We start from the raw sequence: 20,802 nt of genomic DNA, 5'->3' as shown, positions 1-20,802 counted from the left end.
GGATGATTACTTTTATATAAAAAGAAAACGTACAACGAACGAAGTATCGTATGAAATGAATCTATGCAATTGAATAAGATTGTTGCGATTTATTTGAACTAAGGTCAATTAGCAACAGCAAATGGTTACGGACCGGTACGAGCAAGTTTAAGTCAGTGTATTGAAAATAGAAATAGGCATATGGATACTACGCTGCTGGCTGCGCTATAAAGTCTGTTCCTTGGGCGTGTCGTCTTGAACATGGAGTGTGGAGACCGGATTAGGTATCGTTATCGTTCGTTTGCAATACGGATGAAAGAAACTCAACATAGGCTAGGTTGTTTAGATGTGTAAGTTGTTTATTAGAGTGGTTTTCTCTTGCAGATTGGATGTGTGAAACGTATGAGCGAGTCATCTTGAGATGTTGGATTGTACAACAGGGAGACATTACAATAACTTCATATGTTATGGTTTTGTCATGATGAGGAGGATTGTGTAAATAAACTGTGGTGAAAAACAATTTCGTGTAACTTACTTTACATCACATTAATCAATTAGACAAGAGATTTACAGACATAAGTCTTCAACTTTATTATATGCGTTAATATCACTTACACAAAACACAAAAAAGGAACACAGTTCGACAAAAAGCATCCCGTGTCCCTTCTCTTCTCAATCCACATTCAGATAAAATCAATATTTTAATTTGCTAAGAATCAGCTCACTTTTTAAACAAACCTCTGCGATGCATCACGGTAATAAAACGGTAAAAATCATAACTCGCCCCATTATCGATGCTGAACAATGGATTTTTAGTGTCATATGCTAGTGCTGCATCCACAGCTGCCTTTGCCCATACTGGAACTTCCATTTGCTGACGCGCCTGCAGTTTGTCGACCTGGGATTTGAGCGCATCAAACGCTGCTTTCTCTTCGGCTGTCATCGGTTCGCCCCCTTTCGGTGGTTCGGTTGGTGGATTCGGATGACTTGGATTCGTTGGATTGGATGGCTCCGGTGGTTTCGGAGTGGCTGCTGCGTATCTTGCTCTGAGCTGTGCCGCTGTTCCCTCGAATTCATTCATATCCACGTTTCCACTAATGCCATTCACCTTGCCTGAATCCGTATACTGCCAGAACGTCCAACGCTTCCATGCCGGCTGGTCTTCCGGTACACGGGTGTTGCTGTAACGTGCGATCCACAGATCGTATGAGCTGAGTGATGTGTCAAAATTCCCGGCAAATGAATTCCCTGTGTATATGATCGGTTTCACACCTATCAGACGTTGTAATTCGGTTAAAAAAGCTTTGGCAACTGTATTCATCTGTGCTTTGCTCAGGTTGCCAGGGTTGTTCTCGTAGTCCATGACGGGTGGCAGTTGTAACGCTTTGGCGCCTCCCACTTTGTTAAGTGTATTGGCGTAATGTGCCGCTTCTGCCTTGGCACCATCGGTGGATGTCGCACGGAAGAAGTGATACGTTCCGACCAGCATGCCCGCAGCAAGTGCACCGGTTACATTTTTCTGATAATTGGGATCGGTATATGTCTGTCCCTCGGTTGCCTTGATGAATACAAATGTCATGCCACTTGCCTTCACTTTCGCCCAGTCAATATTGCCCTGGTATCGGGAGACGTCAATGCCCTGTGTATTGCCCGAACTTCTCGTTTGCATGTTTCTCACACCCTTTATGCGGCAAATTGCCGTTTGTATATAGTTAATGCGGTTAGATTAGGGGTTGCTTGTGTGCGTGTCCCTGATGTGTTGGAAATGAACTGAGCCTTGTTCACACGGACACTCCGATGACAGAATAACCTTCCAATCGCTGTTATCCCCGGATTTTTTTTAATTCTCTTTATAAAGGGGAAAATCCGGGGGATAAAGGCGACCGCTTCGCTTTTTCAGGTTTTTTCTGTCCTCTCCGTTATTGTGTGAAAATGTTAAGTTCAATCTGTATAGCGGCCTTATATAGCTTTGCTTATTTATAGATTAATTCTGTTTAATCCGACATTCATAGTGATCAACAAACGTTCAATATAACTATATACTCGCAATATTAAACGCTACTTAACGTTATCTTCTGTTGTCGGTGATTCTGTGTCATCCGTATCAGCCTGTGAAAAAGAATCGTTGGCACTCGGGGAGAAGTTACCGGGGAATTCCCCGGTTCCCCCTTTGCCCTTGAGCACTTCAATAGCTTGCCGAATCACTGGCGGAATTGGAGCGCCCAACTTACCCCCGTTTTCGATAATGGACAACAACTCATTTGCGATATAAAAAAAGGCGACCGCATCCCTGAACAAATGTCCGTCTCCCAGAACACCGTCCACCAGATGAGCCACCGATACCATTGCAAATATAAATACCTTTCGTGCGATGCCGAACATGCCAATGTTGCTTTCAAGCTTGCCGCTCATGCCCGCTGCTGCGATACCAGTTAGGTAGTCGAGGATGACGAATACGAGCAATACGCCGAGTACCCCTGACCAACCTCCGAAGAAGTAGGTTACTGAACTACTCATGAGTGCAATTCCCCATTTCCATAGGGTATCCCATCGTTCCATGGTTTCACCTCACTTTACTAAATTATATAATGTTTAGAATAACAAATCACTTCCCAACATGATGTTTCTCATATTGTACATCCGTCTTATTTAATAGAAATTATCCTCGTAGAATGCCCCCCCCAAGCCCGTTAGCAACTTCTCATTGTACAACTTTTAAATTTAAAGTGTGTTTAAGTTACCCGCTTTTTCACCATATACCATAACAATAATACTCGTAACTAACATAAAATTAGTATGATCACAATGAGTTTCGGAATAAACAGTATCTTCCACCTCTCTCTGTTGATCCCCTTTGATTATACAAGGTGTAAGAGTTACAGCATGCCCACTGTAATCCTCTGTATATATCTCTGTTTTATGTTATCATCCTTTTGTCATTCCCCTACACGGATAAAATGTTCCCATAGAAACTATAGTTACAGTTGGATGTTCCCGTGCCCGCAACAATTAACCCTATCCTGATTTGCATTGTAGTATTAACATTGAAATTTTCAGGCTTGTTGTTAGTAAAATGGTAGTAAGTAAGGCTAGTTGTCATTTTTTGAGAACGAGAAACCCCTGCAACCAAATCCAACTGCGCGGAGTGCAACTTAGTTGAACTTAATTCAGCATTGCCACTATAAGCAGTAGCGGTAAAAGGCCACATAACCCCGTTTCCGTCCATCAAAACCAAGGCGACTCGCTTATTGTTGTCTGTATTGGTAGCGTAAAAAGCATCCGAACTGGCCTGTATTGATATAACTTTTGTCCCTGCCGGGATTGTCGCCACCACTGGACCGTATGCGCCCACAGGTCCGGCAGGCAATGTTAAACCTCCCGGCGATAAGGATGTTGGTAAATATTGATAATGGCCTTGTTCAATCCCATTTATTTTCGAAACGAGCGTCGGCCATGCATCAGATGTGGATGCACTTCCACCCTTGGCGTTAATGGCACCCACGATACCATTTTTAGCATCAACGCCAGATTGAAAAAGGTCAGGCGACCATGGCAACCATGTTCCGTTCTCCTTGGTTCTTTGAAAAAAAGAAGGTACTCCGTTATTTAACTTCGTTGCTCTTTGTAATACATATCCAATGTCATTCGTATGACATTGGACTTCTATATACCACCAAGTTCCTGCAATCTCACTTTGTGGAGCATTAACTAATCCATGTCCGTTGTATTGTCCGTTTGTAACTAAGTTATTTAAGTCGCCTTCGAAAACAAAATTTTTTCCGTTATCTTGCGTTAGCTTGTGTTTTTGTATTGCATCGAATTCTTGTCTAGATGGAACTTTTACCCAAGCTCCCCAGTAACCATTATAGTAATTCCTTTTATAAACTTTAAGATTATCTGGTTCGAACGTTGTTAACGTTTGTACTACACCTGCATGCCTTCCAATATCTAAGTAAAACGCGTCCGAAACCGGACAGTTAAGCAAAGTTTGAACTGTGACATTTGCAGGGCAGTAGAAGCGTCCTTCTTCAATGTAATTATTTAAATTAGCGGACGCGGGTATGATAACAGATTTTTTAATAAATCCGTTATCTGAATATGTCACCAATGAATTATAATCATCTACGTCAAGCTCACGTTCAAACGGCTGCCATGAAGCATTGCTATCCCTTTTATTACGCTTGTACTGCTTATTATTGGCACGATTCGCCGTATCGCTACCCGAATACATCTCTGTGAATGTCTGATACCCCCCAGTACCAACTCGTACTGTCTCCACATAGCCAAATGCTTCGGTTGCTCCTACAGTTGTCCTCCATACCCCTCCTTGTCCACCAGTGCCACCACCTACATAGAAAACGGAATATCCCTCTGGATAAGCTGTGATAGCTGTATCAGGAGCTGCAAAGTTGTTGGCTAATTTAATGACATTTTGCTTACTACTTGCCAGTTCGTGGGCATCTCTAACCTCCTTCTCCGTCGCCACACCTGCATCAATCTTTTCAAAAATCCCGTTAATACTCTCTCGGGTCACATTCTCGTTCCCCAAGGGAAGAGGCAATTTTAGTCGATCTGTTTCTTTTGGCATTACGCCCACACCTCCAGTTCATTCCACGTCAAGGACGCGGCATCCAGTTCATCCCATGTTTTCTGCTTCTTATCCAGATCGTCCCAGATCAGATAACGATACTCATATTCCACGGCCATGTGGGCCGGTTTCAATTCTTCAATCGCACGTTTGAGATCATCGATATTGGGCGGGGTGCCCATCGTATCCACAAAGCTCACCGTAAAACTCCACACTTCCGGCTGAAATGTTACATCCACTTTTCCCCCGGCATATGCCTCTGCCACATTCACAACTTGTCTCCCCGAAAACTTTCCGGCACCACGCAGCTTCGATTCCACTACGGCACGCCGCTGTTCCACGGGTTTGAGACGATCTGTCTCAATGCCAAGCTCCTGCTCCCAGAAGTCCAGCCCCCACGTCGCCGTGCGGACAAAAAACTGCTCCAACGTCTCATCCAACGCCTGATACAGCAGATCCATTTCTGTGCCTTTGGCCTGCATATCGGCTTGCATTACACGAGAAGTCTCATAATACCTGGGCAAATACGAGAACAGCTCACGCCCTTTCTCACTCGTCAGTCCAACATCTACAATAGAAGGAGCACTCATGCCCTGTCCCCTCCCTTCCTTGCACATCAACATGGAGCGTCTCGCTTACCAGATCCAATCCGGATCGGCGTACTTCTCCCAATCTTCCTTGGTCTCCGCACTCCAAAACTACTTCCTCGTCCACCATCTGCCCAACACTACTCATGCACATCCACCGTCCCCAGAACCGCCACCTGACTCGCGGTTATCTCAATATTCTGGTCGCTCACAGCGTTCACGGTAAGCTCCGAATAGTCGATAATCGGCGGAATATCCAGCAGAATCGCGGCAATGCGGGTGTAACGCACAAGTGGATCTGCAAAAGCCAACTGTTTCAGATACGCGGTCACCCCGCGTTCGATCAATGCCCGCACATCAGCGAGTGTCGCATCACTTGCCAGCGTCAGCTTCACCTGAATGTTCATCGGCACTTCCTCGGCTGGCATCACGGACACCACTGGCCCCGCCGGCGCAACACCTTCACCCTGTCCATCCTGCGTTGGGTCAACGTACTTCTGCACGGCCGCTACCAAATCGGTACCCGCAGCACGCTTGTCCGTGTCCAGCAGATACAATCCCACCGTGCCTGGCCCCTGCCATAACGGAATGACACGCGTTGCACCAACACCTGGCACTTCACTGGCCCACTGCACATATTGCGACTTGTTGCCGCTGGTTCCTTGGTTGCGGACTTTGGCATAAAAACGTTCCAACAGCGCCGTATCGGCCTCAATATCTGCACCGCCTTTAATCACCTCAACGTTCGTGACAGAGGTAACGCCACTTACAGGTGTAGACAGCACAGTTACCGTGCCCGCAGGCACATTACTCTCTTTTCCGGCAACAAGCGCTCGCACGCCTACCACCCCGGAGCCCTCTGCATCCAGTTCCAAACGTCCCACCGTTTCATATTCGAGCGAAGCTTCAGCAGATACTTCATCCGCAAGCGTAGCCACGACCGTTCCCGCAGGCACCACTTTACCCGGCGCACCCGCGAACCTCACCGCACCTTGTGCCGCCACCGCAGCCCGCCGAGTAATGCCGTGCTCTCCCGCCCGCAGATCCAGCTCTTCCGAACGAAAATTCGGATCACTGCTCGCAGCCGTACTTGCAAACCCGCGCCGCAGTAATTCCTGTGCCCACAAAGCCGCTTCAGACAGCATAAATGCAACCGGGGCCTCCGCATCCCACAGAAACGATCCTTCCGACTTATCCAGATCCGCGGGCAGACGATCCAGCATGCGCTGCATAATCTGTTCCTCCGTCTGGTCCTCCAAATAACGCGGAATCTCAGCCATCCCGTCAGATCACCTCACTTTCCAGAATAAACATCTCTTCCTGTACACTCGCCACCCGGCACGAGAACATGCACTGCTCCCGATTCCAATCAAACGTGAACTGGTCCACCGAATCCGTGCGTGGATCAGCCAGCAACGTCTCCGTCACCATCCGGGTAATCTCACTTTCCATCACACCCCGGCTGTCACCCTGCCCCACCAGATCCTCCAGCTCCGAACCATAGTTTCGAGAATAGATCACATGTCTGTAACGTGGCGTTTTGACGGCCTTGATGCACCATTGCACCCAGGCTTCATGTGCATCCGCCGAGGCTACTTTGCCACTTGGGGTCAGCACAAAATCTCCTGCATCGTAATCGAATCGCCAGCTCCGTCCAAAGCGCACCTCTTCCGAAGCCGCCCCCGACAGGTCCTCCTCATCTCCCCAAATCACACCCGTTTCCGGGAACAAACTAGGCATTCGCACTCACCACCTTACATAGCACTACAATATCGTTACCGCCATTCACCCGCATCGCCAGCACACGATCTCCCGCTTTTAATCCCTTACCAAGAGACCACACCGCTTCTTCCACTTCCTCTTCTTGCAAAAGAAACCGTCCCGTGCCCGTTGTTCCGCCGTTTGCCACGTCAGATATACCGGAAATCGCGCCAGCAGCCTCGCGCTCCGGTAGTCCAAGCGTGCCCGGCAATTCGGCCACGAGATAATCCTGCACTTCGTGCTTGAAATCATCCAGCTTCACACCGGACGAGGTCATCGTACCCAGTACTGCTCCCAGCCCGCTCACGGCCTGACGGGAATGTGTACTCATCGCACCCCGCATGACGTCGGCAAAATGCCCATACGGATCATCTTTATTCAAGGTAATACCTCCTTTTCACCAGATCAGCCGTCCCAAGATCCAACGTCATTGTTCCAGGCCCGGCAGACAGATCACGGCTGACCGACATGACGATAAGCTTCAGTCCTTTCAACAACACAGCGTCCCCGGCGCGGATCGTATTCACATCCGGTGCGGATATCGTAAAGGTCTCCTGAATACCCGTCAGATGACTTTTCGCCAGTTTCTTGGCGGCGGTTGTGGATTTCACCTGATCGTCCTCGACCAGCTTTTGCAATGTGCCCAATTCTTCCACACCATTCTGCTCAATCGCGAGCACTTTGGAAGGAACTTCTTTGCCACTCGGTGACTCCGACGCTGCCATGACTTTAACTTTGGTAACTGCCCCCTCGAGCGTACGCATCTGGGTCAGATCAATTAACCGGTCCAGCTCATACACCTTCGCATTACTTCCGACCTGGAAGAGCTGCAACCCGCCGGGTGTCATCCTTGGATGGTACATTTCCCCGCCGGACTTCGCCGTTTCTTTCAGATCGGCAAACATCATCGAAAAGATCGTCTGTGACCGATACACGGCTTTGCCCAGCTTTGTCTTGGTTTCCGGTAATGTAGCGTATGGAATCTTCCACTCTTTAGCGTAGGTTTTAAGTCGTTGCGTAGCCGTCTGATCTTTGGGAAGTAGGAACTCGTCCTCCGATTTTTCCAGATAAATCATCCGGTCGTACACCGTGAGAGACAGCCGCTTGGTGCCGCTGTTCGAGCTTTCCACCTCCCAGATGACCGCAGGATGCAACAAGTGGACCATGGATTTTTCGCCAAAAGGAACCCCGCTAATCCGTACCGCCATACCCGGTGATATTGCAGGCAGACTGGAAGACGCAGACACCGCCAGCCGGATGTTGGCCTGATAAGCAATCTGGTCGAGCGAGTCCTTCAGTGTAATCGTCTCCACCAGCTTGGTGATGTCATATTTGTCGTCGACAATGACCTTGTAGGTCATGGCATCACCAGCTTTTGTCCGGGCTTGATCCGGTTTGGATCACTCCCGATGATCTTTGCGTTAAGCTTGTAGATCTCGTTCCATTTGGAACTGCTGCCCAGCTCCAGCTTTGCTATTTTGGACAGGGAGTCACCAGATTTGACAGTGTAGGTCTTGCTGGTTTTTTTCAAATCGGTACGAGAACCTGACTTGCTCCCCGATGCCGCAGAGCCCACCTTTTCCACCTTGGAATCCCGCCATGTGCGTAGGGTCAGGTCGAAATAAATATCCCCTGTCTCCCCCCCACGAAAGCTCGAATTAAGCGAAACAATAAAAACAGGCACGTTCACGCCCGTCTCTGAAATGATGAAACGCAGCGGCTTTTTGGAGATCAGAAAGGTGTTCAGCACATTCATCGCCACACGTGGATCTAGAAAAGATTTTTCATCCATGCAATAGGACGGATCAAATCTTTTGGGAAAAAAAGAAGAGAAGGTGATCTCCTTCACCTTCTCCCCTTGTGCAAAATCAAACTCGCCATGCTCCAACATATTGACCGTTTCATATCCCTTAGACCTGGAAATATTAACTTCTTCAGGGTTCACTGGGAATTGAAATGGAGTGTTGCCGTCCTTCAACGTAAATGACATTTTGTTAGGACCAACTTTATCTTCAAGTACTGACATATCTGCGGCCTCCTTTCTGCTTAGGCCATAATTGTTTTGCGATTTTGCATCGCACGGCGGAACTCGTTAGAGATCCGTTGCCCCACCTGGTGAGAAACTGCGTCATAATCAATCGCATTTTCGCGCACGGTCACCTGCACCGCACCTGGTGGAATATTGATCGCAATCTGATTGGTAGTTTCGGTTTTGAAATCCTTCAAGTAACCGGACAGACTGCTCATCTGGTCTTCAGATATCTGTACCGTCATCGTGGACGATTTCCCATTCGTCTGCGCACCGTTACCAAGCGCCATCGCTTGGCTCTGCATCATGCTTGTTCCCATGAATCCAGCAGATGTAGGCTGACCGACTTTGCTGTTCATATAAGCCGTTGGGCCTGTCATGGTCAGTGCCGGTGGCATATAGGCAGGTGCCATCTGCGGGCCTGTTGCAACTGGAGACGGTGCAGCCACCGTTGCTGCCGAGACAGTCTTTTCTTCTTTTTTAGAACCAAATCCAAAGAAGCCGGATATGCCATCGGTGATTTTTTTTGTTTTCTCAGAGACATAATCGGCTGCACCCGACAAAGCATCCCCTACACCCTCGGTAGCACTAGACATAAAGTTTCCAATATCCTTCGCTTTGTCTCCAATCCAGCCCCCTGCTGCACTTCCGGCCCAACCACCTACTGCACCACCAACCCATGTTCCGATGCCAGGCAAAAGAACGCTACCTATGGCGCTACCAATCGCAGTACCTGCTGTGCCGCCAATCATGGAACCCACAGCTCGGCCACGCTCTTCCGGGGGCGCTGTCGCTACATTCGCTACATCAGCAAGCATGCTGATAGGTCCAAGCAACCTTTTGGCTCCTTTGGCAAAGCCACTACTTAAATTATCCATCAATCCATTACCAGCCAGCATGTCGGTTAAAGATCCCAATCCACCATCCGCAAATCCTAATCTACCGCTTCCTCGTATTCTTCTACCGCCTCCCCTATTACGGTTGCGATCGGCCGGAGGAGTCGGAGTATCAGGTACAGGATTGGGTACTGGTGATGGGCCCCGGTTCGAACGATTACTAGACCTTCTACCACTTCGGTAATCTCGTCTTCCACGATCTGATCCACCACCATCCGCATTCGGTGAACGAACTCTACGGTTTTTGCCCATCTTTCCACCTGTGCAACAGCAGCATTTGGATGCTGGACTTCTGGTTGGATCTGATGCAGGATTATCTTCTTTTTTCTTTTTGAAACGATCAATAATATCTCCAATATTGTTGAACGCATCCATAATGCTATTAGCTACTTCTAGTGCCTTTTCCCACCACTTTTTAGGTTCTTCTTCCTTCGTATTGTTAGTAATGTTTTTGTTATTTTGAATCACGACAGCCATAGTTGGACCCGAGGCCCCTCCTTTGCCCATCGCCACTTCGATCTTCTGCCGAACTTCAAGGGATACTGTTCCCGAAGCCGTAACCATCTGGTCCCTGAATCTATTCAGTTTAACCCATGCGCGATCCAGTGCCGGACTCAGCTTATCAATCAACCCAATCGTCGGTGTGATTCGCAGCCTGCTGATTCGCACAGCCATACTATAAATATGCTCCAACCTACGTCCGGTCGTTCTCAGTTCACTGTTCACCTTGATCAGACTCTGATAACGAACTCTGCCCAGACGTTCGGTTGAGCGTTGGATCTGATCCAGATAACGAAGGGTTGTCCGCATTTCCGCATTAGATTTAGATAGACCTACAATCATTTCTGTCATTTTTTCACCTCCTACCCTATATCGTTATCGATTCATTTGCGAGGTTATCGCTGACATCTCCTCTTCCGAGAACGCAATCAACAGCGAGCGTTCCCCGCGTGGCAAAGACCAGAACTCTCCGGGCCGGAGATGATGACGCACCCACATGTGATATAGGAACGTGGTCATCCCGCCGGAGTGAATCAGTTTTTTAGGTCTTCAATCTCCACACCAAAGCCGGACAGCTCCAGCACTTTATCACCTACGGCATCCAATTCACCCGCGAGCAGCATGCGGCGAACCGCCTGTTCGCCACCAGACAGCTTCATGCGGCCTGTAATACGGGTATCCCCCCAGCCGGACAATTCCAGGCTGCGGACTTTTAATTTCACCGTTGCTTCAGAAATGAGGAGCGCGTTAAACGTTTCGGTATCCACCTTTTCCTCGGTGCGCCCTTTGGTCGTTTTTCGAATCGTACAGCGTTCGCGAATGTGATCCACTTTGGAAGACGTCAATCCACGCAAGGTCAACAGCAGATCCAGACGCTGAATGCGTACATTCTCCTCTGGCAAACGTTCTGCTGCTTCAAACAACTGATCCAAAATCTGTTCTTCGGACATATTTTCATTCATACTCATCGGGCGTTATCTCCTTCTTATTTCACTAATGGGTTTATTTATGCCAGCTTCCAAGCCTGTAGAGACAACAAAGAGACCGAGATCATCTCGGCCCGCATTGGTGTCCATATGATATGAAGTAACTATGCAATCACGCTTGAGCACACTAGCTCAATCACGTGCCTATCTCAACCTTTAGTTCGCCACAATTGGATTCAGCAATTCAAATCCTTCAAACGTAAAGCCCGTTTCCTCCGGTACTTCCTCACCCGCTGTCCAGTTGGCAAGCTGGATTTTGTCCACCATGCAACCTCTAAGCAATACACTCTCATGTCCATACGATTCAGGGTCGTTTAGCTTGGAAATAATCTCGAATTTGGTGAAGCCGCGCTGGATCATATCCGAAGTGACTTTGTAGCCGGTCATCGTGCCTGTTCCTTTTTTTGCGCCGTTTTTGTGCACTTTCCAGTCGTTACCGACCAGGTTCAACTCACGCTTTTCAATCTCCACACTCGCTTCCAACTTGTTAATGTTCGTCTGCCACACACCATCGATATGTAACTGACCATGGGTACCGAGAATTACTCTTGACGCATCCAACATATATTTTCCTCCTTGGGTTGGTTGAACTAATAAATATTACACGGTATAACTCCGCATTCAGAACAATCTTCCGATCGCTGTTATCGTGTAAACCATCAGTTCAACATATAGTAATTATTCTAGAAACCTTATTGCACGTAAAATGTACCAAACAACTGCTCCATTACATCGGTCAGCTTCACATTCCATTGCAGGAATACCTGATCTGCTTCCGGTTTGAGAACTGGTGCCGTGCCATAATACGCCGGGTCAAGAATGACATCATAACCGTCAGCTTCAATCACATTACTCTGTGCGAGCAACGCCAAATAGGCCTTCATGGCACTAATCAGTGCCTGACGACCCTCTTCGGTATTGTTCACTTTACCGATATACGTATCTTCCGCGGAACGTTGCAGATCCGTGTTAATGGCGTCCAACACACGAATGGAACGGATTTTTTTCCACGCATTATTCTGTCCAGCGGCCGGAGTTACAAGTGTGTTTACACCGCGAAGTGCTTTCACCTGACGTCCATCATGGAAGAAAATAAATACGCCATTCTGTACTGCCTGCTCTTGTTCTGCACGCGTCCAGCGACGTGTCACATCATCGAACGGAGTAGCTGCATAGGTTGTCGATTGGTTCAGACGTTGTCCGGCGATCAGACCTGCAACATAGGCGGATGTTTCCGCCGAGCTGTAGAATGCATTTCCAAGGCGCACGCCTGTACCGACATTAATCACACCTTCATGGTTGAGCGCAAGCGAACGTGCTGCTGCTTTTTGTGCAGCTGTAGCAGAGGTATCGTCCGCTGCGGAACCGCCAAATACAGCCACCACCGGTTTACCTTCACTACGTACACGTTTCACCCATGCCGCAAAACTCGCAAGCAGAGGTGCATCAGCCGCCTGATCCAAAGCCAAGACGTCGAATTGCTCCCCTTCCAACGCACCCTGTACAGCAATGTATTCTGCATTGGTCAGGTCATCGTTGCCACTTACGCCGCCCTTGAATGCCGCACCTGCAACGGTAGCAACCACGCCAGTACCATCGCCAATCGCCTGAGCCTTTACCCAGACATTTTGTTCATCCGCGTTAATCTCTTTTGCCAGAGAAGCTGCTGTAATATCCGCTGTCAGGAGCGCATACAACATCCGGTTCCCTTCAAAAAGACGCACTTCATGCTTCGTATTATCAATCACACCTGGCTGGATGGTGACGTAGAACCCATTTGCACGATCCCCCGGATACTTCGCATCCAGTTGCAGCACATTGGCATCACTGCTGTCCTTCAAGGTAAGCGTAGCTGCTTTGGCCGCTGCACTTGCTACCCGATAAGCGAGCAACTTCTTCGGCCCACCCAACAGGGCAAGCTTCAAGGACGTATAAGCTGTACCGTTATCCAGCACATTCGCCGCATAAATACGTTCAATCGCCGCTTCGCTCCCTACTTCAACAAAAGTCCCTACCGGTCCCCAGTTTGCCTTGATCGGCACAACGACCGTTCCCCGTGTACCTGCCTGAATGGCTGAGGATGCTGCCGCCTGAAAATTCATATATAAGCCCGGAAGGACCGGACGATTCGTTTGCTCCCAAGTTCCACCTGCCATTATCCCTTCACCTTCGCTTTCATAAATTGGTTAATTCGTTCCTGCGTTTCTTCAATGGAAAACGTCTCTTGCGCCGCTTCGTACAGCGCACCGTACAGCACCTCTGCCTTAAAGGCAAAGAGGGCTTCTGCATGATTCATCAGTTCTGCCCGTGTATACCGCGGGGCTGTCTGTTTGCTTTTTTTCACTGAGCTTGCCATTGCCATCTCACCTCATTTTTTGGACTACTAATTTCGTGAATCGTTGATCTTTAAGCGTAACCTATGAATTTTTGATCCTATGAACCTATGAATTTGAAGCTATAATATTGAAGCTAAACCAATCTACTCAAAGCTATAATCTGGAACCACCTTTAATAGAAGGTTCCTCTCGACTAAACGTTTACTCCATGCCTTTGCTATGGTGAATCTCACGAATCAAAGGTACATTCGTACCCGGACGACGAATCCGCTGTTGCAACGTCAGGCGAATCTGACCATTCAGATACGCATCGGTCTGCAGATCTGCCGTGATCTCATCCACCGTCACATACCGTGTGTTACCTTCGTGCTCTTCGCCACCCGTTTCAGTGATGGCAAGACGAGATTGCACTGCAAGTTGCTCCACCAACCGAGTAACGGTCTGGCGTGTTAGCACCGAATGATCGGTTAGCACATGCCCAATCCACTGTTGTCGGACCTCCAATGCCGAAGTGCCCGCCACAGACGTGCTGCATCCGGCCAATCGCCATAACACAGACGGCATCTCATATCCTCCAGGCCAGATATCCCCATATACCGACCAGCCCGAACCAAGTTCCGACTGTGTCCAGCCTTGAAGCGCAGCTAACCACGCGTCGCCTGTTTCAGCGAGGACAGCTCCCGAGTCTTCTGGAACATACACTCCGAACCGCAGACTACGTGTAAGCATTCCAGACCCTGCATCCACCCGGTCACTATCTGAAGAACCCAGATAGATACAAGTGAAGGACTCACCTGCTTCATCCACCAGCCTTACTTGATGCAACCCTTCGATTAGATCAGCTGACCAAGCTTCTACCTTTTCAGCGCCACCATCTTCCGGACGAGCGTATGGTGAGATTTTAATAATCCTTCGATATCCCGCCCAAGCAGACTTCGGCACCTCTTCGGCAAACGCAACCACTGCACAAGGCCCGGCCAACACTTCGCCTGACGCAGGTACATCCAGCACACGACCGTTCCACTCTGGAACAAGTACCGCGAGCTTCTGTTTTAGCGTTCTTTTAATGAGCGTACTCATTTTACTGGTGCTCATGGCAGTGCTAATTTCATTTCTCATAGACACATTCATTTCGCCCCCTTTGGCTGCAAGTTTGAGATCTGCCCACACCGTGCAGCGACAATGCAGCAGCAGTAGACTCCCCCTTTTAACTCAGAGTCGTATTCCGACCGAACCAGTACCGGGACTACATTCACCGCATCAAAAAGACCGGCCACCTGGCCGGTCTGTACATTAGCGTATGTGCTTTCGGTGTGTCCCTTGTTATTGATCCGATAATACAATCTTACACCTTTTCATTCCTAGCGCAGATGGTGTTCCGTACGACTTCGGTGCGATTAAGGGAGTCATTCGGGTGGAAAAAAGACGATTCTGGAATCATCATTTTAACGAAAAAATAATCAATAAATTGATAAATTTATCCAAATATATTAATATTTCATTATCAAATTTATTGTGGCTTACGTAAAAGAAGGAGAAATACCTATGAGTAAAACATTCAAGATCACTTCACTTGTCATCTTAGCATGTATACTCGGGATATCCTGCTGGGCTTACTTCGGACTGCTTGGTAATCCGCTCAAGAAAAATGATGCTGAACAACAGGTAACCACTTACCTGATTGAACAGAAAGGTTACTCACCCGAACAGCTTATCGAAGTACAAGGTACTTACTCCTCAAAAAGTTCTGAAGCACCTTACGGTGCCTCAGTAACATTCGCGGATGAACTCGAAGCGAAGTACCAATATATCATTTTTAACAACGGCGAGATTAAGCAGTACAGTCATACCAGTGATGATCCCAAACATGAGGAGCCCATGGTAAGATAACAGTTTAGTTCAGCGTAACTTGCGGGTTCAACGTAATCTCAAATGCACGGCCCCAGATGAAATCAGGATTCCCATATTCCAGCAGCGCACTACCATACGTCGCATAAGACAATTCGTCATCACAGATCTGCTTAATCGCCACATTGCCTGCCTGGAAGGCTGTTTTATTCGCAAGCGCCGTGGTATAAGTCTGCATCAAATCACGGAGCAATGTTTGCAAATGAGCATAGTCTTCCTCTGAGTTGAACAGCAACATATTTTGGTCCGAAAGGGTAGCCACGTTGGTATACAACGCATGGGCTCGGGAATACGTGCGGATGTCCGCAATCGCTACCGCTTTGTAGTAGTAATCCTTCAGAAAACGCTTAAACAACAACGAGCCATGCGCATTCATAGCATCTCGCAACTTATGCTCATGCTTCTCTGTTGTGATCAATGCGTACCTCGACTGCCCCATACCTACAGCAATACCGATCTTGTTACCTGGTGTATTCCATGCACTGTATCCCAGAACACGTCCGGTATATGGACTGTTTAGCAACGCTTCAGCAACATCAACATTGGCTGGTCCTTTACCCACAAAATCAATCAATACCGAAGGCAGACCTTGCTCACTATTCAGCGTCAACTGCTCCAACGCAGCCTGCACCTGATCCAGAGCCGTAATGGCGATAATCTCAATGTCGATGCCCGTGTTCTCCCCGGAATTACCTGGGTGACCCTTCGTCATACGATCCAGTTCGGAGGTCATGTCAAACGGGACAACTTGATCGGCTGCTACAGCCACTAGCTGTTCATTTTCCAAGCCAGCACCCACATCCGTCACCACCTCCTGTTCAGGATATGCCGAATCCGCTACAAGCACACCACCTACAATATCCACATGACGAACCACATTCTCGTGTACATCCATGTATTCATACGTGTTAATGATGGTATTGCCGTGAGGACCAAAATATTTCACTGCGTAACGTGTCCTCGCCCCACCTCGGAACAACTGGTTAGCCATGCGAGCAACCAAAGCGTGCCCCAGACCATCCGCATCCGGCAAGATGATAGCACGATCTGGATTTTGTCCATTGGTTCCACCCAGCCATTCATTGATTCGCGCTTCTACATATTTGATTTCATTGATCTGAACACCCTGCGTGTTGGCATCGTCGACGCCAACCGCAAGGAAATCGATATAACCTGTGCGAGCCAGCTGATCCAGAATGTACAGATTTGTTTTGAATTTATGCTGTCTTGTGTTGTAATACTGTTCTTTATCAAAATAGGTCGTTGTCCCATATTCCACCCCATCGGGGGACAGGTTATATCCTTGAATAATATCCTCAAACTCGGTGTGCGTCTGACGTGGCTGCTGCATCAACGCACGGGACTCATTATACGCATCGAGCGCCAAGCCATCTGCAAACGAGGTCGTAGCCAAACGCATGATGGTGTCCATTACAAATACGGGTTTGCGTGGGTATTTCTGCTTGATCACACGAATCACATCCAGCAAACGAGTGGTTTCCTCATCGTACTCAGGATAGGCGCCTCCTCCATCTTCGCGGAGCTGACGACTACCAATCAGACCGCCATAGGCGAGCATATCGGATGAGATAATGAATCCGTCGACCTTGGCAGCATGTTTCAGAATAAAGTCGTGAATCTTGGACGGTTTGCCATACACCGGCGTGGAGGTGCCGAGCAGCGTTGTGCCATCTACGGTTTTCTCCGAGTCCAGACGATTTTTAATATCACTCAGGTTCGGTGTAACGATATGGATACCGGCTGCTTTCCCTTGCACAATCACATCATCCAGATTCGCTGGACGATCATCCAGTGGAACATACAATACTGTTTTCATATCACGTAGCCTCCTGTTATCTATATAAGTTGAACTACAGAATATTTACACTTGCCACTTCGATGACAGAACAACCTTCCGATCGCTGTTATCCCCAGATTTTCTTGATCCACTTATATAAAGGTAGAAATCCGTGGATAAAGGCGTAGTGTATGCTTCCGAAGTAGCTTTCTTGTAGAAAGCTTTTAGCTCCGCTTCTTCAGGTTATTTCTGTCCTCTTCGTTCTCGTGTAAATCGTTAGTTCAACTTATATATCTAGTCTTTAATACCCGATCAGGGCAAGGATGCAATCACCGAATTAAAAACCGGCCCCCTGGCCGGTCTATACTTTAGCGTATGAGCTGTCGGTGTGTCTTCCTTGCTGCTGATCCGATAATACCATCTTACCGCCTTTTCCCACTCGCGCTGATGGTAAACGGGATGAATTACGCCTGAATGTAGTCGTGTCCGGGGCGGACAATTGTCGATTTCTCGAGAGAAACTCCTATTGATAGTCCAACCAAACCCATCCTGATGATGTTTATATGACATAAGTAGCTTTCAAATCCTACGAACAATAAAGGATGGATATGACCATGAAAAAGAGATATTTCTTCTATCTTTGGATTGCTGTCACCAGTTATATGGCGGGTCCCGCTATGTATGCGTTGGCGATGTACATCTTATATCAGGAAACAGATGTTGTAACAACATCTCTCATTGGATGGACCGCGGCAACATTCTTATCCGTTGGTATCCTGTTTATCCTGATCACAGTCATCATGCTACGAGTGTTCAACATCTATTATTTCTGGCTGCAAACCCTGCTCTTCGAGTTGTTTTTCCTTATCCTCGTCTATATGACCACTGTTCTTCTTGGGGCTGGCAACAGGGGACTGCCCAAACTGTCCTTTTTATTTACGCCAGAAGGCATCTCCTTATGGATGTTCTGGGGGAGTATTGCACTTATGAGTTCCTGGGGAATATGGGCAGCGCGTCAGCCCGTACGAAAATCACCATACATGCTGGTGTCCAGAGTCATGCTGATCCTTTTTATCCTTGAAATTTGGCCCCGTTAAAAAGGTACAGGATGCCTACCCTACAATTCGGTAGACCAGAATAATGCCTAGAAGGGGTGTCCGTCATGTCGGACACCCCTTCTGAAATGTATGTTTTATCTCACGCGATGATATAACGAAAATTCTCCCATGTTTCCGGTACGGGCTCCCCGTTCTTGGCATGATGATAGAAACTGAACGGAAATTTGAATACATGGCCTCCGTACCAGTCACGAGAGCGTCTATCGGTGAGCCAATATTCCAGTTCATGAGGGAGCGCCACTGATCGTTCAGCCCGCTCCAGTGGCAGCAGGTCTACGGGTGATTGCAATGTCGGCATCTCCTGTTCAATATTCACATCTCGGCTTAAGCGTAGTGCCTTCACCATGGTAAGGAAAGGCGGAATGCCTTTGTGGAATAATGCCGGATAACCCAATTCATATAATATGTTAAGCGCATGTCCGTAGGTGAGCATATGACCAATTAGATCATGATGTGCTTCCGCGTGATATATGGTCTGGAACGCACCAAGCTCATCCAGAATCAGGCGTGACAACTGTGTTGGATCTTCGATCTCAGGGAAACCATCGCTCTTTTCCGGTTTGAGACTGCGAATTTCTTTGACGGTCGTATTCATCCAGGATCTTCCTGGGATAGTTCGATCGAATGAATCGATCAGTTCAACCAGCCGACCAATATCCTCGGCAGTACCCCATCCATCCAGTTCGCGAATGGCCTTCAGACTGATTGCCCCGTAGATGGCCTGGTGTCCAACCCAGTGCAGCTCTCCAATCGTTCGATACAATGCGTCCGTAATACGCGCTTCGGCATCTTCCCTGGGCATCATTTCACCAATCGGAGAGGTCTGACCAGGGCTGATTCCATGCTGGCGAAGCATGGCTTTTGCTTCGGCCGTAACACTGCCGGCGGCAAGGGCAGTGAGACGATTTTCCCGTAACCAAAAATATGCCGCAATCGCACCCGCCCCATAATGGGCGTGCCACAGATCTCCTGTACGTTCCCGACTGGAAACGATAATCGCTAGTCCATCTTCCAACAAACGTCGATCCAAGCTTGCCACCACCCTTCATCATATGTAAACCCATCAGAAAAACTATATAAGTTGAACTAAGATCTGTCCTCTCCGTTATCGTGTAAATTTAGTTCAACTTATATATCCTAATTAATAAATAAAGCGTTTACTTCTATAACATGATGGAACTGCTCCACATATGCCCGTTTTGCCCCGGAATGCAAAGTTTAGCCAATTCGAAGCTTGCCCACGCCACGGATGGATACTTCCAACGGATAGATCTCTGCTTTCTGCGTAGAGAAAAACCATGTCCGATCCTTCTTCACCACAATAAATAAACCATGTACATCTCCTACAGGAGCAAAGGTATCACTAACCTCACCCCAGCGCGTGAGTCCAATCCGCTGAAGCTCATTCACCGTAGACAAAACATCCTCCGTCACCAGGCCAACCTCACACACCTGTAATATATCTTGAGTCGAGAAGTCATGGTCACTCTCGTTCTGCATACGATGATGAGCAATCAGCTCAATAATATTGCCTGCTGGATCTTCGAAATAGAGAGAATGTGAGTTCCAGTTAGTAGAGTACGTCTCATCCCGATCTCCTTCTCTGCTTAAAACAACACGTGATGCAGCCCACTGCTTCGCTTCCTTGAACCGATTCGTCGGAATCGACCAGGCAACATGATAAAAGGGCTCATGATCTGTTTCACACGGTTTAAAAATCATCTTTGTACTTCCAACCTGCAGGTTGAAGGCCTGATCTGTCGCATTGGACACCTCCATTCCCAACGTATCACGATAAAAATGCTTGAGGTCCTCCAACCGTGTTGTATATAACTGTAATTCTTCAATCATCATACGGTCTTCTCCTGCATCTCCTCCCACTGACTCCACGGCACCATGCCAAGTTCAGGCTTCGCTTCATCCGGGAGCATGGCGATGAATTCAAGCAAATGACCATCCGGATCGTTAAAATATACTGATACCGCAGGCATCCAGCCGAAGACGTACAGTTCACCGATATCATCATTCAGGAAGTTCTGTGTCTTGATTCCTTTGTTCTCCAAGTGAGCCACCGCATGTTTCATATCCTCCAGAGATACATGAAAAGCAAAGTGCTGACGCTGCACCTCGGAGGGTTCCTTTTGCCACAATCCCAGCATGGCATTGCCTTTTCCACCAATCCAGTAGAAGGAGTTCCCACGTTCTTTCTGCCCGTAGGCATGAGGTAAATCCAGGACCGTTTCATAGAAATGATGGGATCTCTCCAGATCCGTCACGTTCAAATGTGTTTCAAATATGCCTTTAATCATAATGCT

At 48.0% G+C, this 20,802-nt stretch carries 21 protein-coding genes; 2 read left to right on the top strand and 19 right to left on the bottom strand.

Features of this window, described 5'->3' with window-relative positions; translation table 11 throughout:
• Positions 1 to 700 precede the first annotated feature (700 nt).
• The 15 genes from MHI12_RS06205 to MHI12_RS06135 all read right to left on the bottom strand — a co-directional run bounded on the left by MHI12_RS06205 (position 701) and on the right by MHI12_RS06135 (position 14,788).
• Positions 701 to 1,648 carry a glycoside hydrolase family 25 protein gene (locus tag MHI12_RS06205; RefSeq protein ID WP_405171874.1) on the bottom strand — a complete coding sequence of 316 codons (948 nt, stop codon included), beginning with the start codon at positions 1,646 to 1,648 and terminating at the stop codon, positions 701 to 703.
• 389 nt (positions 1,649 to 2,037) lie between these two features.
• Positions 2,038 to 2,538, bottom strand: a complete 501-nt coding sequence (locus MHI12_RS06200) for a holin family protein (RefSeq protein ID WP_405171873.1) — start codon at positions 2,536 to 2,538, stop codon at positions 2,038 to 2,040.
• 385 nt (positions 2,539 to 2,923) lie between these two features.
• Entirely contained in the window at positions 2,924 to 4,567 is a 1,644-nt protein-coding gene (locus MHI12_RS06195) for a pyocin knob domain-containing protein (RefSeq protein WP_405171872.1), read from the bottom strand.
• Positions 4,567 to 5,157, bottom strand: coding sequence for a YmfQ family protein (locus MHI12_RS06190; protein WP_405171871.1), 591 nt, complete (start codon positions 5,155 to 5,157; stop codon positions 4,567 to 4,569). The genes MHI12_RS06195 and MHI12_RS06190 overlap by 1 nt, the downstream gene beginning before the upstream one ends.
• Before the next feature lie 137 nt (positions 5,158 to 5,294).
• Positions 5,295 to 6,434 carry a baseplate J/gp47 family protein gene (locus MHI12_RS06185; RefSeq protein ID WP_405171870.1) on the bottom strand — a complete coding sequence of 380 codons (1,140 nt, stop codon included), beginning with the start codon at positions 6,432 to 6,434 and terminating at the stop codon, positions 5,295 to 5,297.
• Between the two features lie 4 nt (positions 6,435 to 6,438).
• On the bottom strand, positions 6,439 to 6,894 hold the full coding sequence (locus tag MHI12_RS06180; protein WP_405171869.1) for a DUF2634 domain-containing protein: 456 nt from the start codon (positions 6,892 to 6,894) through the stop codon (positions 6,439 to 6,441).
• The gene (locus tag MHI12_RS06175; protein ID WP_341072628.1) at positions 6,887 to 7,297 is read right to left on the bottom strand and encodes a hypothetical protein; all 411 of its coding nucleotides are present in this window, start codon (positions 7,295 to 7,297) and stop codon (positions 6,887 to 6,889) included. The genes MHI12_RS06180 and MHI12_RS06175 overlap by 8 nt, the downstream gene beginning before the upstream one ends.
• On the bottom strand, positions 7,290 to 8,276 hold the full coding sequence (locus MHI12_RS06170; protein WP_405171868.1) for a phage portal protein: 987 nt from the start codon (positions 8,274 to 8,276) through the stop codon (positions 7,290 to 7,292). The genes MHI12_RS06175 and MHI12_RS06170 overlap by 8 nt, the downstream gene beginning before the upstream one ends.
• Entirely contained in the window at positions 8,273 to 8,905 is a 633-nt protein-coding gene (locus MHI12_RS06165) for a LysM peptidoglycan-binding domain-containing protein (RefSeq protein ID WP_253509411.1), read from the bottom strand. Before MHI12_RS06165 ends, MHI12_RS06170 begins: the two co-directional genes overlap by 4 nt.
• A 56-nt stretch (positions 8,906 to 8,961) precedes the next feature.
• Positions 8,962 to 10,692, bottom strand: coding sequence for a hypothetical protein (locus MHI12_RS06160; RefSeq protein ID WP_405171867.1), 1,731 nt, complete (start codon positions 10,690 to 10,692; stop codon positions 8,962 to 8,964).
• Positions 10,693 to 10,874: 182 nt separating this feature from the next.
• The gene (locus MHI12_RS06155) at positions 10,875 to 11,309 is read right to left on the bottom strand and encodes a phage tail assembly chaperone (protein ID WP_017690174.1); all 435 of its coding nucleotides are present in this window, start codon (positions 11,307 to 11,309) and stop codon (positions 10,875 to 10,877) included.
• Between the two features lie 174 nt (positions 11,310 to 11,483).
• Positions 11,484 to 11,891: a phage tail tube protein gene (locus MHI12_RS06150; RefSeq protein ID WP_036611426.1), complete on the bottom strand. Its 408-nt coding sequence runs from the start codon at positions 11,889 to 11,891 to the stop codon at positions 11,484 to 11,486.
• A 128-nt stretch (positions 11,892 to 12,019) separates the two neighbouring features.
• On the bottom strand, positions 12,020 to 13,483 hold the full coding sequence (locus MHI12_RS06145; protein WP_405171866.1) for a phage tail sheath subtilisin-like domain-containing protein: 1,464 nt from the start codon (positions 13,481 to 13,483) through the stop codon (positions 12,020 to 12,022).
• Complete coding sequence (locus MHI12_RS06140) at positions 13,483 to 13,683, bottom strand: hypothetical protein (protein ID WP_405171865.1); 201 nt, start codon at positions 13,681 to 13,683, stop codon at positions 13,483 to 13,485. The genes MHI12_RS06145 and MHI12_RS06140 overlap by 1 nt, the downstream gene beginning before the upstream one ends.
• Before the next feature lie 181 nt (positions 13,684 to 13,864).
• On the bottom strand, positions 13,865 to 14,788 hold the full coding sequence (locus tag MHI12_RS06135; protein ID WP_405171864.1) for a hypothetical protein: 924 nt from the start codon (positions 14,786 to 14,788) through the stop codon (positions 13,865 to 13,867).
• Positions 14,789 to 15,208: 420 nt separating this feature from the next.
• Here MHI12_RS06135 and MHI12_RS06130 point away from each other — a divergent pair, with 420 nt between their 5' ends.
• Positions 15,209 to 15,553, top strand: coding sequence for a DUF3139 domain-containing protein (locus MHI12_RS06130; RefSeq protein ID WP_405171863.1), 345 nt, complete (start codon positions 15,209 to 15,211; stop codon positions 15,551 to 15,553).
• 4 nt (positions 15,554 to 15,557) lie between these two features.
• On the opposite strand, the gene MHI12_RS06125 is transcribed toward MHI12_RS06130, so the two are convergent.
• Positions 15,558 to 17,408, bottom strand: a complete 1,851-nt coding sequence (locus MHI12_RS06125) for a DUF4127 family protein (protein ID WP_405171862.1) — start codon at positions 17,406 to 17,408, stop codon at positions 15,558 to 15,560.
• A gap of 575 nt (positions 17,409 to 17,983) precedes the next feature.
• Here MHI12_RS06125 and MHI12_RS06120 point away from each other — a divergent pair.
• Positions 17,984 to 18,466 (top strand): hypothetical protein, encoded by a 483-nt coding sequence (locus tag MHI12_RS06120; protein WP_405171861.1) that lies wholly within the window; start codon positions 17,984 to 17,986, stop codon positions 18,464 to 18,466.
• Between the two features lie 100 nt (positions 18,467 to 18,566).
• Here MHI12_RS06120 and MHI12_RS06115 read toward each other — a convergent pair whose 3' ends face one another.
• The 3 genes from MHI12_RS06115 to MHI12_RS06105 all read right to left on the bottom strand — a co-directional run bounded on the left by MHI12_RS06115 (position 18,567) and on the right by MHI12_RS06105 (position 20,796).
• Positions 18,567 to 19,526 carry a hypothetical protein gene (locus tag MHI12_RS06115; RefSeq protein WP_405171860.1) on the bottom strand — a complete coding sequence of 320 codons (960 nt, stop codon included), beginning with the start codon at positions 19,524 to 19,526 and terminating at the stop codon, positions 18,567 to 18,569.
• A gap of 179 nt (positions 19,527 to 19,705) precedes the next feature.
• Positions 19,706 to 20,341: a VOC family protein gene (locus MHI12_RS06110; protein ID WP_341010215.1), complete on the bottom strand. Its 636-nt coding sequence runs from the start codon at positions 20,339 to 20,341 to the stop codon at positions 19,706 to 19,708.
• Positions 20,338 to 20,796, bottom strand: coding sequence for a VOC family protein (locus MHI12_RS06105; RefSeq protein WP_405171859.1), 459 nt, complete (start codon positions 20,794 to 20,796; stop codon positions 20,338 to 20,340). The genes MHI12_RS06110 and MHI12_RS06105 overlap by 4 nt, the downstream gene beginning before the upstream one ends.
• Between the last annotated feature and the right edge of the window lie 6 nt (positions 20,797 to 20,802).

The sequence above is a fragment of the Paenibacillus sp. FSL H8-0280 genome (assembly GCF_045040665.1).
In the GTDB taxonomy this organism is placed as follows: domain Bacteria; phylum Bacillota; class Bacilli; order Paenibacillales; family Paenibacillaceae; genus Paenibacillus; species Paenibacillus xylanexedens_A.
This window is presented reverse-complemented; position numbering and strand designations above follow the sequence as displayed.

Excerpts from the sequence above, each read along its gene's own strand:
- MHI12_RS06205 (WP_405171874.1), bottom strand. The coding sequence starts at position 1,648 with ATGCAAACGAGAAGTTCGGGCAATACACAGGGCATTGACGTCTCCCGA.
- MHI12_RS06150 (WP_036611426.1), bottom strand. The coding sequence starts at position 11,891 with ATGTTGGATGCGTCAAGAGTAATTCTCGGTACCCATGGTCAGTTACAT.
- MHI12_RS06190 (WP_405171871.1), bottom strand. The coding sequence starts at position 5,157 with ATGAGTGCTCCTTCTATTGTAGATGTTGGACTGACGAGTGAGAAAGGG.
- MHI12_RS06145 (WP_405171866.1), bottom strand. The coding sequence starts at position 13,483 with ATGGCAGGTGGAACTTGGGAGCAAACGAATCGTCCGGTCCTTCCGGGC.
- MHI12_RS06185 (WP_405171870.1), bottom strand. The coding sequence starts at position 6,434 with ATGGCTGAGATTCCGCGTTATTTGGAGGACCAGACGGAGGAACAGATT.
- MHI12_RS06120 (WP_405171861.1), top strand. The coding sequence starts at position 17,984 with ATGAAAAAGAGATATTTCTTCTATCTTTGGATTGCTGTCACCAGTTAT.
- MHI12_RS06155 (WP_017690174.1), bottom strand. The coding sequence starts at position 11,309 with ATGAGTATGAATGAAAATATGTCCGAAGAACAGATTTTGGATCAGTTG.
- MHI12_RS06200 (WP_405171873.1), bottom strand. The coding sequence starts at position 2,538 with ATGGAACGATGGGATACCCTATGGAAATGGGGAATTGCACTCATGAGT.
- MHI12_RS06160 (WP_405171867.1), bottom strand. The coding sequence starts at position 10,692 with ATGACAGAAATGATTGTAGGTCTATCTAAATCTAATGCGGAAATGCGG.
- MHI12_RS06180 (WP_405171869.1), bottom strand. The coding sequence starts at position 6,894 with ATGCCTAGTTTGTTCCCGGAAACGGGTGTGATTTGGGGAGATGAGGAG.
- MHI12_RS06105 (WP_405171859.1), bottom strand. The coding sequence starts at position 20,796 with ATGATTAAAGGCATATTTGAAACACATTTGAACGTGACGGATCTGGAG.
- MHI12_RS06165 (WP_253509411.1), bottom strand. The coding sequence starts at position 8,905 with ATGTCATTTACGTTGAAGGACGGCAACACTCCATTTCAATTCCCAGTG.
- MHI12_RS06195 (WP_405171872.1), bottom strand. The coding sequence starts at position 4,567 with ATGCCAAAAGAAACAGATCGACTAAAATTGCCTCTTCCCTTGGGGAAC.
- MHI12_RS06170 (WP_405171868.1), bottom strand. The coding sequence starts at position 8,276 with ATGACCTACAAGGTCATTGTCGACGACAAATATGACATCACCAAGCTG.
- MHI12_RS06140 (WP_405171865.1), bottom strand. The coding sequence starts at position 13,683 with ATGGCAAGCTCAGTGAAAAAAAGCAAACAGACAGCCCCGCGGTATACA.
- MHI12_RS06110 (WP_341010215.1), bottom strand. The coding sequence starts at position 20,341 with ATGATGATTGAAGAATTACAGTTATATACAACACGGTTGGAGGACCTC.
- MHI12_RS06130 (WP_405171863.1), top strand. The coding sequence starts at position 15,209 with ATGAGTAAAACATTCAAGATCACTTCACTTGTCATCTTAGCATGTATA.
- MHI12_RS06125 (WP_405171862.1), bottom strand. The coding sequence starts at position 17,408 with ATGAAAACAGTATTGTATGTTCCACTGGATGATCGTCCAGCGAATCTG.